The sequence below is a fragment of the Pseudomonas caspiana genome, from assembly GCF_040224095.2.
Classification (GTDB): domain Bacteria; phylum Pseudomonadota; class Gammaproteobacteria; order Pseudomonadales; family Pseudomonadaceae; genus Aquipseudomonas; species Aquipseudomonas caspiana.
The window spans coordinates 1,720,510-1,738,486 of the sequence record NZ_CP167995.1 but is presented as its reverse complement, the minus strand read 5'-3'; the positions used below and the strand labels follow the sequence as shown (position 1 = coordinate 1,738,486).

Annotated in this window: 11 protein-coding genes; all 11 read right to left on the bottom strand. The window is 56.1% G+C overall.

The window, feature by feature from the left end; translation table 11 throughout:
- Positions 1-849 (bottom strand): flagellin domain-containing protein, encoded by an 849-nt coding sequence (locus tag ABRP31_RS07835; RefSeq protein WP_349971844.1) that lies wholly within the window; start codon positions 847-849, stop codon positions 1-3.
- A gap of 499 nt (positions 850-1,348) precedes the next feature.
- Positions 1,349-2,275 carry a ketoacyl-ACP synthase III gene (locus ABRP31_RS07830; RefSeq protein WP_087273182.1) on the bottom strand — a complete coding sequence of 309 codons (927 nt, stop codon included), beginning with the start codon at positions 2,273-2,275 and terminating at the stop codon, positions 1,349-1,351.
- Positions 2,276-2,579: 304 nt separating this feature from the next.
- Positions 2,580-5,468, bottom strand: coding sequence for a TIGR00180 family glycosyltransferase (locus ABRP31_RS07825; protein WP_349971843.1), 2,889 nt, complete (start codon positions 5,466-5,468; stop codon positions 2,580-2,582).
- A 122-nt stretch (positions 5,469-5,590) separates the two neighbouring features.
- Entirely contained in the window at positions 5,591-9,178 is a 3,588-nt protein-coding gene (locus ABRP31_RS07820; RefSeq protein ID WP_349971842.1) for a glycosyltransferase, read from the bottom strand.
- Between the two features lie 86 nt (positions 9,179-9,264).
- Positions 9,265-10,857 (bottom strand): flagellar hook-associated protein 3, encoded by a 1,593-nt coding sequence (locus tag ABRP31_RS07815; RefSeq protein WP_087273173.1) that lies wholly within the window; start codon positions 10,855-10,857, stop codon positions 9,265-9,267.
- Positions 10,858-10,870: 13 nt separating this feature from the next.
- Complete coding sequence (gene flgK, locus ABRP31_RS07810) at positions 10,871-12,934, bottom strand: flagellar hook-associated protein FlgK (RefSeq protein WP_349971841.1); 2,064 nt, start codon at positions 12,932-12,934, stop codon at positions 10,871-10,873.
- A gap of 10 nt (positions 12,935-12,944) precedes the next feature.
- Entirely contained in the window at positions 12,945-14,159 is a 1,215-nt protein-coding gene (gene flgJ, locus ABRP31_RS07805) for a flagellar assembly peptidoglycan hydrolase FlgJ (protein WP_349971840.1), read from the bottom strand.
- A gap of 11 nt (positions 14,160-14,170) precedes the next feature.
- The gene (locus tag ABRP31_RS07800) at positions 14,171-15,280 is read right to left on the bottom strand and encodes a flagellar basal body P-ring protein FlgI (RefSeq protein ID WP_087273164.1); all 1,110 of its coding nucleotides are present in this window, start codon (positions 15,278-15,280) and stop codon (positions 14,171-14,173) included.
- 13 nt (positions 15,281-15,293) lie between these two features.
- Positions 15,294-15,977 (bottom strand): flagellar basal body L-ring protein FlgH, encoded by a 684-nt coding sequence (flgH, locus tag ABRP31_RS07795; RefSeq protein WP_238599626.1) that lies wholly within the window; start codon positions 15,975-15,977, stop codon positions 15,294-15,296.
- 123 nt (positions 15,978-16,100) lie between these two features.
- Entirely contained in the window at positions 16,101-16,889 is a 789-nt protein-coding gene (gene flgG, locus ABRP31_RS07790; protein WP_087273159.1) for a flagellar basal-body rod protein FlgG, read from the bottom strand.
- Between the two features lie 47 nt (positions 16,890-16,936).
- Positions 16,937-17,674 (bottom strand): flagellar basal body rod protein FlgF, encoded by a 738-nt coding sequence (locus ABRP31_RS07785; protein WP_087273235.1) that lies wholly within the window; start codon positions 17,672-17,674, stop codon positions 16,937-16,939.
- Between the last annotated feature and the right edge of the window lie 303 nt (positions 17,675-17,977).

The following is a 17,977-nucleotide window of genomic DNA, read 5'->3' as shown; positions in this document are numbered from 1 at the left end:
TTACTGAAGCAGTTTCAGTACAGCGGAAGGCAGCTGGTTGGCCTGAGCCAGAACCGAAGTAGAAGCCTGTTGCAGAGTTTGTTGCTTGGTCAACTGAGCAGTTTCAGCAGCGAAGTCGGTATCTTGTACGCGACCCAGTGCAGCACTGGCGTTTTCGTTGATGTTTTGCAGGTTGGAGATGGTGCTGGTCAGACGGTTTTGTGCAGCACCGAGGTCAGCACGAGTGGCGTTGATGGTCGACAGAGCCGAGTCGATTGCAGCGATTGCAGCAGAGAAGTTGTCTTCTGCTTCAACGCTGTCGGAACCGACGATGGTGATTGCCGAGCCGACACCCAGGGTGCTGGCGTCGAAGCTTGCGCTCAGAGTCAGGGAGATCTGGTTCGAGTCGCCGCTGTTGGAGCCAACCTGGAAAGTCATGGTGCTGGCGGAACCGTCGATCAGGTTCTTGCCGTTCAGGTTGGTGCTGTTGGCGATACGGGTCAGCTCTTCACTCATCTGAGTGAATTCTTTGTTCAGAGCGATACGGTCGTCTGCGCTGTTGCTATCGTTACGGGACTGAACAGCCAGTTCACGCATACGCTGCAGAATGTTGGTCGACTCTTGCAGAGCGCCTTCAGCAGTCTGAGCGATCGAGATACCGTCGTTGGCGTTTTTGATCGCCATTGTCTGACCACGGATCTGCGAAGTGATACGGGTAGCGATTTGCAGGCCGGCAGCGTCGTCTTTAGCGCTGTTGATTTTCAAGCCCGAGGACAGACGAGTCATCGAAACCGAAAGGGCGTCAGATGCCTTGCCGAGGTTCTTTTGAACGTTCAAGGATGCAACGTTGGTGTTTACTGTTAAAGCCATGATGAATTCCTCGTTGGTTGAGTACTGCGGGCTTCCGGCCCCTGCAAGCGCCGGGTGTGCCTAGAGAACCTTCGTAATAGTTATCGTCGCGGTTGCAACTTGCTTGAGGACTTTTTTGAAAAAAATTACTAGCAGACGGCCACCCCCTGTAAAACAAGGGCTTAGCGCGAGAACCACAAAGAAATGACGCCAGAAAATCACCGCACTGGAGAGGCGTTTGGTGCATTCATCAATGAAACAGCAACCAGAAGCAATTTATAACGCGTCTGCAGGATTGCCCTGCCAGCGTCGCTGCCGACTAAACAGTAGCTGAATAAATCGTCTGTAGAAAATGAAGCGAAGCGCAAACCCTGGACTGAAGGCGCTGACGAACAACACCATGCAGCGAAACCACCACGGGATAAACCAGGAGGATTGGACTTGCTTGTTAAGATCAGCGGGAGGGAAGTAACGCAGCGGCGTGTCAGGCAAACCGCTACGTCACAGCTGATGCGCTCGCTCAGCCTTTATAAATAATCGCCGAGCCCCACGACAGCCCCACACCAAAGCCACTCAAGGCAACGCGTGTCCAGGTTGAATCCAGCACATGCTTTTCGAGCAGCAGCGGGATACTGGAGGAAACCGTGTTACCTGTCTCGACCATGTCCTTGAGAAACTTCTCGGGCTTGTCTTCAAAGCGACGCGCCACGGCATCGACGATCGCTGCACTGCCCTGGTGAATGCAGAACGCGTCGATGTCATCAGGTTGCAAGCCTGACTCGGACAGCAACTCGTGCAAATGCGCGGGCACTTTTAGCAAGGCAAAGTTAAAGACCTGGCGGCCATTCATGAAGAACACGCCATTGCTGACCTTCAAATGGGGCGCACCGGAACCGTCAGTGCCGAACTTGGCTTTGCCCAGTTTCCAGACAGCATCCTCCCCCATCCAGGTCGCTGTGGCGGCATCGCCAAACAGCATGGTGGTATTACGATCTTCAGGGTCAACGATCTTCGAATAAGGGTCGGCAGTCACCAGCAAGCCGTTCTTCAAGCCAGCTGCTTCCATGAACCCTTTGATCGCGTAGATACCGTAGACATAACCCGAGCAACCCAGGGAGATATCGAACGCTGCGACGTTGGTCGACAGGCCCAGCTTGTCCTGGACGATAGCTGCGGTATGAGGCAGCCCCTCTTCATCACCGTTCTGCGTCACGACGATCAATACATCAATACTTTCGCGGCTCAGCTGCGGGTTATTGGCCAGCAGTTTGTTGACCGCTTCGACGCAAAGGTCGGAAGTCTCCTGACCTGCGTCTTTGCGCGGCAGGAAGGTGGAGCCGATTTTGCCAAGGATGAAATCTTCATCCTTGTCGAACTTGGCACCCTGAGCGTAGTTATCCACGCCAGCCGTGGGCACGTAACTCGCTATGCTTTTTATGCCAATCATCAGGGTTTCCCGATTAGTAAACAGTTCAATATTCGTCCCACAAAGATCAGGGCACTACCAAAAGAGGTCATTTGCGGACATTTTCAGGGCGATGGGCACGTTAAGCAAGCCGGACGCATGGCTGTGCCCTTAACACAATAAGGTGAAGATGCACTTTATGACCCGCAGGTCACTGCGTTCAGCATGCTATGTGATTTTTTTGTGTTTTGAAAAAGCATCTTTCATTGCGCACAAGGATCGCCAGGACAGCGAAATGCGCAGATATACGGGGCCGACGCTAGTCACCGACCCCGTACTGAAGGTTCTAGAATGCGCCCAGCGTAAAACCTGCGCCGTTCAGGTCAAGATTACTGTTGTAGGCCTCATCCTGCGCAAACTGCGCTGGCCATTTGCCTTTCAAGGCGCTCAACGCCTCACTACCAGCGCGCACGACACCGTGATGAATCACCTGAACATGAGGCGTCCAGACAGTCAGATAACCGGCTTGTCCTGCTTTCAGGCATAGGTCGACATCATTCAACTCTTCGGCGAACACACCTTCATCCAGCCCGCCTACGGCATCGTAGAGTTCTTTGCCGATCATCAGACAAGCTGAAGACACCGCTGAATAATTCTGCTCGACCACCAGACGTTGCATATAGCCCCTGGCGCTTTTCGGCTCGCCGACAAACGCTGAGCCGACACCACCATTGAGCCCCAGAATCAAACCGGCCTGAGTAATGGTGCCTTTCGGATCAATCAGCCGACATCCAACCACGCCCACTTCAGGGCGTTGCGCCTGATTAAGCAGTGATTCGATCCAGCCCACGTTGACGATCTGGCTTTCAGCATCCAGCAGAATCAGATACTCACCGGTGGCTTGCTGACTGACCAGATTGTGCAGAACGGCGGAACTCACCCGCTCGTCACTTCTGAACACTCGAACACGGCTGGAGGTCTGCTCTTGCTGGTCAAGCCATGCCGATAGCTGCGCAGAACTGCTGTTGTTATCACAGATCAAAACTTCGTATCGAGGATAACGAGTGCGCTGAAGAATGCTCAGCAGACAGCGTTGAAGCTCAGGCAGATTATCCCGACTCTCGAGCAGGATGGAGACCATCGGACGCTGTTTATGACGGTAATCTATCTTGTAAGTCCCTGGCAGCACCGAGCTGACTTCCGCCTGATAACCACGCTTACCAAGATGTCGCACAAGCGCCTTGTGCTCATCCTCGTTGGTTTCAAGCTGGGGAGCGTCGCAGATCAGCACCGGCTCACTCAAGTGTGCCAGCCCGCTCATGCCGCCCTCCTCTATCAGGCGCAGCAGCAGATCGAACTCCAGAGCCTTCCCGGATTCACGGGAATAACCTATCTGCGCCACTAGCTCACGACGCACCAACCAATGACGAGCCATCAGCGCGGGCAGACTTTGCAGCAAATCAAGGTTGAAGCCCGGGCGCAAGGCATGAGCCAAGGTTCCATCTGCCTGACGATGAACCTCGTCCACGGCCACTGCGCGGCACTGCTCTGCGTCGATGAGTTCGACACTGGCCTGCAGCAGACCCGCGCTAGTGAATTGCTCCCCGGCCTGCGCCAACATCAGCCAGTCACCGCTTGCCTGCCTGGCGATCAGATTAATTTTGTCGATGTAATTGCTTTCCGTAACACGCACGAAATGCAGAGTGTTCTGGATCGTCGTTACTGCCGGCAATTCACCGGTGGTGAAAACAACGACTTTGAATGATCGATAGTGGCCATTGATCAAGCTGTCGAAGGTGGCCTGCAGTTTGAAAACATCCGCATCCAGATCGAGAAGCAGTACGCAGATCTGTGCCCCCTGAGGATTTTTTGCCAGTCTGGCGCTGATTTTTTTCAGCTCGGCATCCTTCGGATTGCGCGAATCGAGCCAGCGCAGCAAACGGCCGGATTCCATGTCATGCAACAGCTCACCGTTATCGTGGGCCGATAATGCCTGCAGCCGCTCAGACCACGCGGTCAGCACCTCAATCTCTTCTTCCTCACCGGCTGCCTTGATCAGTGCCTGAAGCAGACGCTGAAGGAGGCCGTAGTTGAAAGCGTAAACTCCATAGGCCTGCCAGAGGCGACTTAACAGGGGTTCCGCATCCGGATTGATCTGAATACGGGTCAATTCAGCCTGCTTGAGCAGCACTCCTTCAAGCTCTTTAAGCTGAACCGTGCCTGCCGGGATAGCGTGAATCAGAAATTCGATACGAGCCAGCTCGTCAAAAAAAGGCTGGTTGTAGAACGGCATTTCGATGAACTGTTGAGGCTCAAAGCGCGGCTCCGGGGCCTCGGCAGCCACGCTCCATTTAGAGCTGACAATTTTTTCTCCGGCCTGGAATGACTGACGCGCCAGTGAATCAGCCATCGCCTTGAAACCGGCCAAAATCTGCTCGCGAGTCAAGCTCGAAATACCGTCAAGCGTCGTCAACAGAAAGTCGGCGAATGCCTGACGCTCGGCGCTGGCTTTGGGGTCAAGATGGTTGAGAGCACCTTGCAGAGCGCTGCTGAAACTCAGTTGCTGCTGCCTGTCCTGCGCAAAATGCAGTGCGTACGGTACGGGCAAAATACGCACGCTTGCGGCGGCGGCCAGATAGCTCATGTAACCCACTTCTTGCCAGTGCAGCTTGGTGTCAGCAGGTACCGCGGCAAACCACTTCAACGCAAGATCGGTCCGCGTGACGGCATTCAACAGCGACAGGTTCTGCGCCAGAAAACCATGGACTCGCTCTTCATCCAGCGCTGACGAATAATCCTCGTCGACCTTGCGGTCCCGGCGGAAATAATCCACATGATTCACATGCGCACGGTAACTCAGGCTGTAGCCCTGACACGCGCCATATCCATCATTGGTTTCAAGAAAACCCAGTGAGGCCTCAAGTGAATCCGCGATCAGAAAACTGTCGACGGTAGCAAACACCATGAAGGGGGTCTTAACTCTTTTGACGCCCTCGGCCACTTTGCTGCTCAAGCTCGTCCCGGCCAGGGCACCAAGGTGAGCATATTCAAACCCCTGCGAAGGGTCGTACTCCTTAGCGGGCTGGCGCGAGGTATCAAGAACAATCACTGCGAAGGGAAAGCCACTGTAGTACTTCAAGGCACGACGCAGAAAGTCCGGCTGATCCTCAGCCAGCAACACCAATGTCAGACGAGTGTTCAACGGTGCAGCTTCCTTCCCGATTTTGCTTTGCATAGCCTTTCCTATAGCGAACCAATGGCACCTTCAACTCACAGGACTTTTTATCCCGCGCCGAAGCAAGAGCGAAACACAGCAACCGCAGCGCACAGAGTGCCACAGCGATTTGATAAATGGTGTTAGTCCGGCAGCCATCCGTTGGCCCAGTACTGGAGGTTATCCCCCCTCAACATGAAATCGCGCAACACCGCTTCCTGCAATTCGTCGCCCATGCGATAGCTGGCGTCGGGATCCGAGAGGTGCATGCGAATGGCTGCCAACCACTCCTGGGTGGTATTCGTGTGAATACGGGTCGCAGGCAGATGACCGCGGTAAGCCTCGGTATCGGAGCAAATTACCGGATACCCGCACGCTCCGTATTCCAGCAGCCGCAGATTGCTTTTGCAGTCATTGAAGATATGGAACTCCAACGGAGCCAAAGCGAGATCCAGATTGAGGCTGGCAAGTTTCGCAGGGTAACTGCTAAGAGCTACCGGAGAGTGAAACTCGTGAATGTAAGGCCGGAGCAAATCAGGGCACATGCCAAAAAAGACCCACTCCACATCATTGGCGAGCTCACGAACGACATCTGCGATGAGCTCAAGATCGCCCCGGTGACTGGTACCGCCACCCCATCCTATACGAGGCTTCCCGGAGGTACGGCGCTGACTCTTTTTCAGAGTGCTCCATAACTGGGTGGCCAACATGTTTGGCACTACACGAATGTCCGTGTGCATGCTGGACAAGGCCTGTGCCAACGGGTGGGTCGATACGACAACCCGATCACAACCGGCGATCCCTTTGCGTAACGTGGCGCCGATGTTGTCGGGCATGTTGCGTCGGTGCTCATTCTTCTCGGGAACGTCCGCGATGTAGTCATCCAGTTCAAAAATGCGCATCGCACTGGAATACGTTTTGACCTGATAGATGTCCGGAACCTTGGCTTCTGTATAGCGACCCTGGAATACAATGACGTCCGGTGACTGGCGCTCGATTTCGATAATCGAAGGCGACTCGTAACTCATTTTGCCAATGATCCGTCCTGCGGCCTGCAGTTCTTGCAGCGGTTGACTGACGCGATAGTGCCCGACCGCCGATGAGTTGACGGCCATGCCCAGAATGGACGGCAAATTGCGCGTGACGAACGGGTTCCATCCAGCACGCAACCCTTGTTCAATACTGAATGACAACGACTCGCTCAGGGACAGGTTCGGATTGTATGCGGGGTCGCGGGCGATGCGCGGCAGCCAGCGGAGGTAGAACGCCTCCTGCTCCTGCTTCAACCGCGCGCTCGACGACTCACTGCGGGGCAACGCTGCGGGCTCGATGAGAATGATCGAGGACGCAGGAGTCCAGACAATCAGGTAGCCATCACGGCCCACACGCATGCACAGGTCGAGGTCGTTCAGGCCCTGAGTGAAGACGGACTCGTCCATCGCGCCAGCGGTGTCGAACACCTCTCTGCGCACCATCAGGCAATTGCCGCTGAGTGCGCTCCAGTTCTGCGCGAGCTGCAAACGCTGCATATAGCCGGTAGACGTAGCAGGTTGATGTACCGAAGGCCGACCCGCAAGGCCGTTCATTCCCAGTACCATGCCCGCGTAAATGATCGCCCCCTGAGAGTCGAGCACGCGGCTACCCACTATCCCCACTTCCGGTCTCTGGGCATGGTTGAGCAAGCCTTCCAGCCAGTGGCTATCGAAGATCACCGCATGAGGGCTCAACAGAAGCAGGTATTCACCGCGCGCTTGCCGGGCAGCAAAATTCAGAGTGGCAGCGTCATTCTGAGGATCAGGTGCCGACAATACCCGAAGCTTGTCGCTACCCAGCTCGCCCATGGCCGCGAACCAGGTACGGGCATCCTGACTTTCACTGGCCCTGTCGACGAGCAGGACTTCGTAATTCACATAAGCAGTTTTGCTGAGCAAGCTGTCGACACAGCGCTCCAGAGCAAACAATTGGTCTTTGCTACTGATGATGATCGAGATCAGCGGGCTGAAGTCGTGCACATACTCGATGCGGTTGAGCAACGGCATCTGATCATGATGAATGACGTGCTCGATGCCCAAACGCTGCAAATGCGCCGCAACCAGCGGTTCACTGCGCTCGATGACCTCAGGCAACGACAACCAATCGCTCAGCGCCAGCCTGGACTCGACCTGAATCTCAGCGATGTGCTCAATCGCCTGCGGGCCAGTGCTCTCGACTATTCGCCAGATAACATCGTGCGGCGCCAGCTCGCCATGTACAGCGTCAAAACCACCGAGATCCAGCAATGCGCGTCGCTCGAACGCCAGAGTCCGACCGACATAAGGGTAGCCACGCATCAGGTCCAGATTGAAGTCGGGTTTGAACACTGGAACCTGAGACTCATCCCCTTCATGCAAGGCGCCTTCATCGCTGTACACGCACAGTAGCCCTGGCTTCTGGGCAACGCGCTCGGCCAGAACCATCAAAGCAGGTTCGGTCAGCCGGTCACCTGCACGTAACAGGTAGATCCAGTCAGCATTTTCCAGCAACGGCAATAGATCATTGAGTTGTTGACCGAGACTGGCCTGTAGCGGAAGACGCAAGACCTGTGCATCCATCGTGCTCACAGTGTCAGTGAACACCACCACTGATTCAGCGGCATACGCCTGAACGGCAATGCTTTTGAGTGTCAGATCCAGCGCATCAGAATCCCCGTATTGATCAATGATCACCGGTACGATTCTTGGTTGCGACGCCCAACTGGCAACGCGCCGGGGCAAGTATTTTTTCTGCCAGGGCGTAAACACACGGCATGCCAGCCAAGCCGCATAGAATTCGGAATAGCTATCGGTGTCGCTGCCAGCACGGCTATTCATGATGCCTTGCCGCGCGGCCATCAACCCATACAAGCCAACTTCATCCCATTCCCAATCCGTATCGGCGAGAACATTTTTCAGAGATGCGAAACGTACCCAGCCCGAAGCTGGAGCCTGCTCACCGCTGCGCACCTTGAGCATCTCGCCGAGCCAGCCCCATTCGGTCGTGGTTGCTCCAAGCAACTCAGGCTGCTGACTCATACGCTTGGGGTGCAATCGCTCGACGCTGTCGATGCTATGTAAAGCAATCAGGTTCCCGCGCCGAAGCAAGCAGTTGAACAAAGCAAAATCAAGCAGCCCTGCAAAGCCCTGGCCTGGCTGCGCGAGGGAAGGCAGATAGTGGCGAACATCGGCAGTGCGCATCAACGCCCCGCTGAAACCGCCAAGATAGTTGCGCGGCGTCTTTTCATGAATCGCCAACATATCTTCGCCCTTGAACAGAGCGTCATAGGGCACCAGTCCTATGTTCTCCATGCGCGCGGGAAGAATGTAATCCTCAACATCAACCAGGTGTCGACGGCTGACCACCAACTGTACATCTGCCAGCGCGTCCAGCGCCGCGGCCTGACGGGCAACGCAATTGATGTCCAGGCGGTCATCATCACAAAGAAACTTGATGTATTCGCCACTGGCCTCGTCCAGACATTTGAGCATGTTGCCCTGAAAACCCAGCCGGTACGGATTTTTGACATAGCGCGTAACGACGGCCGAGGACTGCGCCAGTTCGTCATAGATGTCTTTGATTTCGTTCGAGGGACAGTCGTCGCAAACGATGATCTCGAGCGGCTCGTAAACCTGAGCCAGGGCACTTTGCAGCGCCGCTCGAAAGTAACGTGGATTAAAGGCGGGAATGACGATGCTGACGAGAGGAGTTTGATTCACAGTACTAACTCACGAGCGGCGGGGAACCAGCCAAATCCTGGCCCCCTCTCACCGCAAAAAAACGGCCTGCGCTCGACGCCAGAATGTTAGATCTGGCTGAACAGGTTCAACTTGGACAACTGGGTAAAGACCATCTGCGATGCTTCCAGCATGGTCTTCTGCAAAGTCAGACGTGTCGTCGCTTCAACAACATCGCTGTTCACGATTTTGCCTGACTCAAGTTCGTTGTTGCCCAACAATAGATCGTTGGTTGTGCCCTGTGCAATCGCGGCATTCTGCCGTGCACCACCGGCAGAGATAGCAGTGCTCACTTGCTCACCGCTGCTGGTGATGTTACCCAGCGCGGAAGTCAGTGCCGAATTCAGCGCCTGGGTTGCAACCAGATTCCCATCGCTAGGGGTACTGATCGCCTTGATGGCTGCGGTCAACGTGTTGAGCACGTTCTCCGTCTGGTGCGTACCGGACTCGATGATGAAAATGTCACCGTCATTTGGCGGACCACCCGCGATCGTGAAGTCGACACCAGCCGCCTTGACCGTCGAGCCGGTTACTACGCCGGTTGCGACCGGGGTGTTACCGGCTGCATAAGGCGAAGCGTAAAGCTCATAACCATTGACCGTGGAGTAGCGCAGCGTTGCGCCGCTGCTCGGGAATGTCGTGTTGAATGCAGTCTTGTCCGCCGCGCTCGAGCCAACCGCGGACTGAGTGATGGCAGTGCTCGACGTATTGCCCGGGTTACGGATGGCGGTCACGCTGTCAGGGGTCGACGCGACCTCGAAGCTGCGCCCGGTCAACACCGCACCAGCAGTGGCTGCGGTGGCTTTCTCGGCAGCCGTCAGGTTGACGTTCAGGTTCAATTCCACACCGCGGAAATTGAAAGTCTGATTCTCGAAGGTGCTGAAGTCGAAGTTACCTGTCGTCGACACTTCACTGGTCTTGTCGTTACCGGCGCTGTCAAAGATCTGGAACGTACTGCCGCTGGTGAACGTCAGCGTGTAGGGTTCGCCGCTCTGGAAGCTGTCGTTGTAAGCCGAGGTGGACTTCACCAGACCGCTGGTCAGCCCTACCTTGCCGTCGTTGGGACCGGCACTGACGGTAGACGACACACGCGTTGTGTTGACGGCCTTTTCGAATGCTTCAAAGCCAGTGACATTACTTGGCAGTTTGAGCCCATCACCCACGGCAAGGTCGATGGTCGTCTGATCACCGTTATAGGTGTAAGTCCCGTCAGAGTTCATCGAGTACGGCGGCGTTGAGGATTTGGTGCCGGAAAAAATGTACTGGCCGTTGGAATCCTGGGTGTTCATCAAGCCCAGAATCTGACTTTGCAGTTGCTTGAGCTCACCCGCGGTCGAAACACGGTCAGAGTCAGTGTAGGAACCGTTGCCAGCCTTGATGATCAGCTCACGCGCAGCCTGGATGGCCGACCCGATGCTGGTCAGTGCCGTTTCAGAGTTGGCAATGTTGGTATTGATAACGTTAATGTTCGACTTGTACTGCGTCAGCATTGAGTTCTGCTGAGACAGCTGCAGAACGCGAGCCGCACCTACCGGGTCGTCGCTGGCGGTATTGAGCTTCACCCCGCTGGAGACCTCTTCGCCCGTCTTGAGCACGTTCGCGTAGCTGCGCTGATAGTTCTGGGTCGAGATTTCGTAAAACTGAGTAGTAGAAATACGCATGATTTACGATTCCTTAAAGGCTGTTGAGCAGCGTCGAGAAGATCGACTGCGCTGCTTTGATGATTTGCGAAGACGCGGTGTAGTACTGCTGGTACTTGATCAGGTTGGCCGCTTCTTCATCCAGGGAAACGCCCGAGACGGAATCACGTGCAGACTTGGCCTGGGTCAGAACGGCCGCGGTCGCGGTGACGTCACTTTTACCCTGACTTGACCGGGTACCCACCGTGCCCACCAGATCACCGTACGCACCGGACAGGCTGGTGCCCACATTGCCATTGTTCACACCGACCGTCTTGGCGGTCTGCAAGGCTACAGCGGCCGTAGCATTGCGGTTATCCGAAGAGCCCCCGCCTGTCATCGAAATGCTGAAGGTGTCATTGGGTTGCGGCGTACCGGACAATGACATTTCAATGGTCAGTGCGGTTTGTGAAGCCGGAGTGGTGCTGTTGTCTGTGTAGCCCACGTTGAGCTTGAGGCTGTTGCTCTGGCCAGGGATGATCGTGCCGGTGATAGCCGTACCATTCTGATCGAGCACTGGTGCGCCTTGGGCATTCACCAACGAATAGCTTTGCACGCCACTAGTGACCGTTCCCATGACAATACGCATCGGCGTATTGCTCTGAACAGCGTTTCTCCAGTCGGTCACTTTGGTCGTGTCGTAGATATCGACAGGGCTGCTAATCGACGGCTGAGTGAAACCGCCGGTGCCGGAGTTGCTCGCACCGGCAGTCGCCGTCAGCGGCGCAGCAGCAGCGATGTCTTTGGGATCGGTCAGCGCTACAGCCAGGCCCGAGGCGCCATTGCGCGTCGGCGTCACTTTGAATACGTCGCCGGCTTTCACCGCTGCCCCGCTGAGGGACAGGCTGAAACCTTCGAATTGCTTGGGAGGATCGTCGGTCAGCGAACCCGTACCGACAGACTCACCATTGGGCAAACGGCGCACCAGATAGTCGTTATCGGTAGGGCCGGTGAAGGTCACTTCGTAATCGTCAGCGGTCAACGCACTGGCATTGCCGATCGTCACGCTCAGGTTGCCGGAACCCGCACTGTTGGTCGTTGCACCGGTGCTGCGCTGGGTGATCAGAGCAGCATCGTTGATGCTATTGAACAACGCGGTGCCGAAGTTGCCTTTGCTGTCGATACCCTGCATCAACTGTTTGTTGATCTGATCGGACAAGACAATAGCAACCCGACCCAGCTCGTTGGTTGCAGGCGTCAACACTTCGGAACGGTAACGCAGCAAACCACCAATCGAGCCGCCCGTGATCACTGACGTCACATCGGTATCAGTGTTTCCATAAGTGATCTGGACGTTGTACTGCAGCGGATCTTCTTTACTCGGTGTAGCCGACATTTTGTACGCCGACGAGCCGCTGACCAACGATTGTCCGGTACCGGTATAAACGTCGTAGTTACCATTGGTTTCAATGACTTTAACGCCCACCAGGCCGCTGAGCTGGCGTACCGCTTCGTTGCGCGAATCAAGCAGGCTGTTTGGCGAAGTGTTGCCGCCAGACGCCTGGGTAATCTGTTTGTTCAGGCTGGCAATGGTCGTGGTCAACTCATTGACTTGAGTCGTAAACGTACTCAATTGCGAGTTGACGTTTTCGTTCTGCGAAGACAGCTGCGCAGCCACTGAGTTGAAGCGAGCCGACAGTGCATTTGCCTGCGTCAAAAACGAAGAACGCTCCGCCGACTGCGTAGGGTATGTCGCAATACTTTGCAGGTCGGTGAAGAACTTCGACAACTGCGCCGCCACGCCGGTCGTGCTGTCAGACAGCAATGTGTCGGTCTTGCTGGCCTGCCCGGAATAGGCAACCGCGTCCGCACTGAGTGAGGTACTGGACTGCAATTGGGCGTCAAGATAGCTGTTGTAGATGCGGCGCACATCGGACAGGGTCGTGCCTGTACCGATGAAGCCAACACCAATGCCGATATTGCGCTGTGCCGATGCAGTGGTCATCACCTGCTGACGCGAATAACCAGCGGTATCCACGTTAGCCGTGTTGTTACCGATGGTATTGATCGCGGCACTGCTCGCGTTAATCCCGGACAACCCAATTGAAAGCAGCGACATGATTAAAACCTTATAAAGTCGTGGAAGAGCCCGTAGCGGCGGCGTAGTTCTGGTAACTCTTCATCTGTTTCGCAATCTGCGAAATTTTGCTGGCATAGTCTGGATCGGTAGCGTACCCAGCCTTCTGCAACTCTTTTACAAACTGTTCCGGGTTATCGGCAGAATTAACCACTTCTTTATAGCGATTGTTGTTCTGCAACAGGCTTACCAGGTCGTGGAAGCTGTCTGCGAAGGAGTCGTACGAACGGAAGTCCGCCGTCTCCTTGACCATCTTGCCGTCACGGAACTCGCTGGTGATTGCCCGGGCTTGCGCCCCGTTCCAGCTACCCGTGGCCTTGATACCGAACAGGTTGTGACTGCTGCTGCCATCCTGCTGACGCATAATCGATTTGCCCCAACCGGTTTCCAGCGCAGCCTGTGCCACCAATATCGCCGGATCCACGCCGATACGCGCGGCAGCGTCCTTGGCCAGCGGCAACATCGTGGCCATGAACTCATCGGAATTACCGAACGTGCGCTTGGCCGGAGCCAGTGGCGGCTGAGCCATGCTGCGCACATACTGCGGCGTCGCTGGGGCTAGGTTCGGATCCATCGTCCAGTCGCCATTGCCCGTGCTTTTGCTCGCCACATTATTGCGGGCAAGAGGCGCCAACTCAGTCGCGCTCGACGGCACGATGCCCGCCAGCAAACGATCAGTGAGCTTGCTGGGCAACGCCAGACGCCGGGAATTGAGCGCGGCCATGTCGTTGCGTCCTTCGGCCACAACAGCGGACTTATCGCTTGAAGCAGAACGGGTTGCCCACAATGGCCGCTGCTGGACGCTGGCAGCCAGGCCGTTTGCTGCGGCCGAAGCATCGCCCTTGGCCGCGTCAGCTGTTGCAGCGGTGTGCATGTTGCGGGTCTTGGACAACTGACGCATCAGCACGTCTTGCAGACCAATGCCGTTACCGCGACCGGACAGGGTCACGGAGAGCTGCTGGTCATACATGTCCTGATACTGCCGGGTTGCGGCAGTGTTCATCGGGTTATCCTTGGCCAGCACTTCGTTGGCAGAACGCATTGCCTTGAGCATCTGACTGACGAACAGCGACTCGAACTCCTGCGCCACCTTTTTCAGGTTGGCGTCGCTGTTCACGTCACCGGTTTTCAACGAGCTCAAACGATTGAGGTCGGTGTACGCACCTGAATCGACACCTGAAGAAATCGGGCTCTTTGGCATATCCATCGACAACGTCCTCAGATCACGATCAGGTCGGCTTGCAATGCACCGGCCTGCTTCAATGCTTCAAGAATTGCCATCAAGTCACCGGGCGCAGCCCCCACCTGGTTAACCGCACGGACGATCTCGTCTAGCGTGGTACCAGGGCCGAACTTGAACATCGGGTGCAGCTCTTGCTGGGCGTTAACCTTGGAGCGCGGAACCACCGCCGTCTGACCACCGGACAACGGTCCTGGCTGGCTGACAATCGGGTCTTCGGTAATGGTCACCGTCAGGCTGCCGTGAGTCACCGCCGCAGGCGAGACCTTGACGTTCTGCCCAATCACAATGGTGCCCGTACGCGAGTTGATAATGACTTTGGCTGCAGTCTGACCCGGATCGATTTCGAGGTTTTCCAGCACCGACAGATAGTCAACGCGCTGCCCCGGATCCAGTGGCGCAGTCACTCGGACCGAGCCGCCATCCAGCGCCTGAGCAACACCTGGACCAAGCAGATCGTTGATCTTGTCCACCACGCGCTTGGCGGTGGTGAAGTCCGAACGATTCAGGTTCAGCGTCAGCGTGTTGCCCTGGTTGAAGCCGCTTGGTACGGCCCGCTCTACAGAGGCGCCGCCAGGGATACGACCGGACGACGGAACGTTGACAGTAATCTTCGAACCGTCTCGACCTTCAGCATCAAAACCGCCCACGACCAGGTTGCCCTGAGCGATCGCATAGACGTTGCCGTCGACACCTTTCATCGGCGTCATCAACAAAGCACCGCCCCGCAGACTTTTCGAGTTACCGATCGACGACACGGTAATGTCGACGGTCTGACCCGGCTTGGCGAACGCAGGCAAGTCTGCATACACCGCTACTGCCGCAACGTTTTTCAACTGCACGGTGCCGGAGCCAGGCGGCACCTTGATGCCAAACTGGGCCAGCATGTTATTGAAAGTCTGCAGGGTAAACGGGGTTTGCGTGGTCTGGTCACCCGTACCATTGAGCCCCACCACCAGGCCGTAACCGATCAACTGGTTGGCCCGTACGCCGGAAATACTGGCGATGTCTTTCAAGCGCTCGGCATGAGCGCCGAACGTGGTGGACAACAACAGGACTGCCGCGAGCAGTTGCTTGAGATTGATCATGTTTATCCCGCTATCAGAAAGGGAACAACGGGCTGAGGAAGAACCGGTCGAACCAGCCTGGCTGACTCGAATCGGCAAATGCACCAGTACCTGAATACGTAATGCGCGCATCGGCCACACGAGTGGACGAAACGGTGTTATCGGTTGCAATGTCGTCGGCACGAACCAGGCCCGCGATGCGCACCAGCTCATCACCGGTGTTCAGGGTCATCCACTTTTCACCACGAACCGCGAGGATGCCATTGGGCATCACGTCAGCAACGGTCACGGTGACCGAACCGGTCAGGCTGTTACTTTGCGCAGCCTTGCCGTCACCCTCAGTGGAACGCGCGCCGTTATAGCCAGCGCTCAGGCTCAAATCGTTACGACCGATCGGGTTGTTGGTAACCAGACTGGAACCGAACAGCGAGGTCAGACCGATATTGGCCGTGCTGTCTTTGGTAATAGCCGAACTGGCTGCCTTACTCGCTGCCATACGCTCGGACAGGGTAATGGTAATGATGTCGCCCACACGGAAAGCCTTGCGGTCGCCATACATGTTCTGCTCAAAACCCGCCTGATAAATCGAACCGTTGTTCGCCGCAGCCGGCAACGGTGTACGCGGCATCACCGGCGCGTAATAAGGGTCATTAGGCTTGGCATTGGGCGCAACGCAGCCTGCCAGCAGAGCAACTCCACAGAATGGCACCACCAACATTGAAAACCGCAGAACAGATAGCCGTTTCATGACACTTAAAACCTCGCGGTGTAGCAGGCGCCGGGCAGACGCCTCATCGAATTGAGCGGGTACAGCAACAGGTCAAACAGATGGATCAAGGTGTTACAGATTCTGCGTCAGGTTTTGCAGCATCTGGTCAGCGGTGGAGATGACTTTGGAGTTCATCTCGTAAGCGCGTTGAGTGGTGATCATGTTGACCAGCTCTTCAACGGTGCTGACGTTGGAAGCTTCCAGCGTGTTCTGCAACGTAGTACCCAGACCGTTCAAGCCAGGCGTACCGACTTGCGGTGCACCGCTGGATGCAGTTTCCAGGAACAGGTTGCCGCCCTGAGCCTGCAAACCGGCCGGGTTGATGAAGTCAGCTGTCTGGATGTTGCCGATGATTTGTGGCGTTGCAGTAGCACCCGCCAGCGTGATCGATACGGTACCGTCCTGGCCGACCGTGAAGGTCTGGGCGTTTTGTGGCACGACGATGGCTGGCTCCAGCGCATAGCCGTTGGCGGTCACGATCTGGCCGTTGCCGTCCAGGTGGAACGTACCGTCACGGGTGTAAGCGATAGTGCCGTCCGGCTGCATGATCTGCAGGAAACCACGACCGTTGACCGCGATATCCAGCGGGTTTTCAGTGGTCTCAAGGCTGCCAGCAGTGAAGCTTTTCTGCGTGCCGACAATGCGCACACCGGTACCCAGTTGCAGACCGGACGGCAATTCGCTGTCCTGAGTCGACTGAGCGCCCGGCTGACGCTTGATCTGGTAAAGCAGGTCCTGGAATTCGGCGCGATCACTTTTAAAGCCTGTGGTCGACACGTTTGCCAGGTTGTTGGAAATGGTCGTCAGGTTCATGTCCTGAGCGGCGAGACCGGTTTTTGCAACGTACAGTGCTGGAAGCATTCTTGAATCTCCTCGAGCGTCGGATTATCGACGCAAGCTATCAATCGTTAGCCTTGCAAGATGCGAGTCGCGGACTCGTCATTGGTCTCGGCGGTTTTCATCATCTTGACGTGCAACTCAAACTGGCGGGACAGCGCCAGCACGGCGGTCATTTCTTCTACGGCATTAACGTTGCTGGCTTGCAGGAAACCTGACTCGACCTGAACGTTGGCATCTGCCGGAGCAGCAGCCCCGCTCTTGAGGTGAATCAAGCCATCAGGACCTTTCTCCATGGTGGATACGTCAGGTCTGACCAGCTTGATGCGGTCTACCTGAGCCATCACCTGAGCACTTTCACCCAGCGACCGAACGCTGATAGTGCCGTCAGCGCCAATTTCAATCTGCTGCTGAGGCGGCACGGCAATCGGACCGCCGTTGCCCATGACCGGCAAACCGTTGCCAGCACGAAGCACGCCCAGCGCGTCAATATTCATACCTGCGCTGCGGGTATAAGCCTCGCCACCGTCAGGGGTCTGAACTGCGATCCAGCCATCACCCTTGACTGCGATGTCCAGTTCACGACCGGTTTCGATCAATGCGCCGCCACTGAAGTCAGTACCGGGACGTTCGCTCATGGCATAGGCACGCGAAGGCTGAACCTCGCCAAATACCGGCATCGAACGCGCCTGCTCCAGGTCACGCATGAAGCCATTGGTCGAGACGTTTGCCAGGTTGTTGGCATGAGCCTTTTGCGCAACGGCGTTTTCAGATGCACCGCTCATCGCGACGTAAAGCAACTTGTCCACAGTCATCCTCCTCTGACAGACGCTTGCCGCCTGTAGCTGTTCTGACAGAGAGATAGCAATATCCGGACCAACTTGTCAGGCGCGATACAAAGCACTGATTGCTCAGCAAAAACGGACGCGCCTGAGTCACTCGCCAAAGTCAGCAGCGCGAATGCGGCGGAGGATTGCCACATTTCAAGAATTGCAGCGCACTGGCCGCCAAAAAAACTACTCTGATGATCCACCCGCGCCAGAAAATGACTCTTAATCCACCCAACGCGGTGATAGGCTTGGGCCCAACTGAATACCGAGAACGCCAGACAA